Here is a 206-nt window from a genome sequence, read left to right on the forward strand (position 1 = left end):
CGCAACCTCTATGTGGACGGGATGACCTATGACGGCGCCGCGGTTGCGAACGGTTCCGCCGCGCTCGGGGCCAACGGGGCAGCAACATTCACGGTTAAGGACAGCACTGCGATCCCAGGAGCTACCCCGACACCCACGGCACCCGCGCCGGTACAGACGACGCTTGGCTCCGGCTCCGACACGCTGGTGCTGCGCATTTCACAAGA

The 206-nt window shown here is 65.5% G+C and carries 1 protein-coding gene; it reads left to right on the forward strand.

Annotated elements, in window-relative coordinates; all coding sequences use genetic code 11:
- Positions 1-21 precede the first annotated feature (21 nt).
- Positions 22-206: hypothetical protein (locus JMJ56_RS34695; protein WP_236039102.1), on the forward strand; the 185-nt coding region annotated here is incomplete at its 3' end.

Source organism: Belnapia arida (genome assembly GCF_016773205.1).
Classification (GTDB): Bacteria; Pseudomonadota; Alphaproteobacteria; order Acetobacterales; family Acetobacteraceae; genus Belnapia; species Belnapia arida.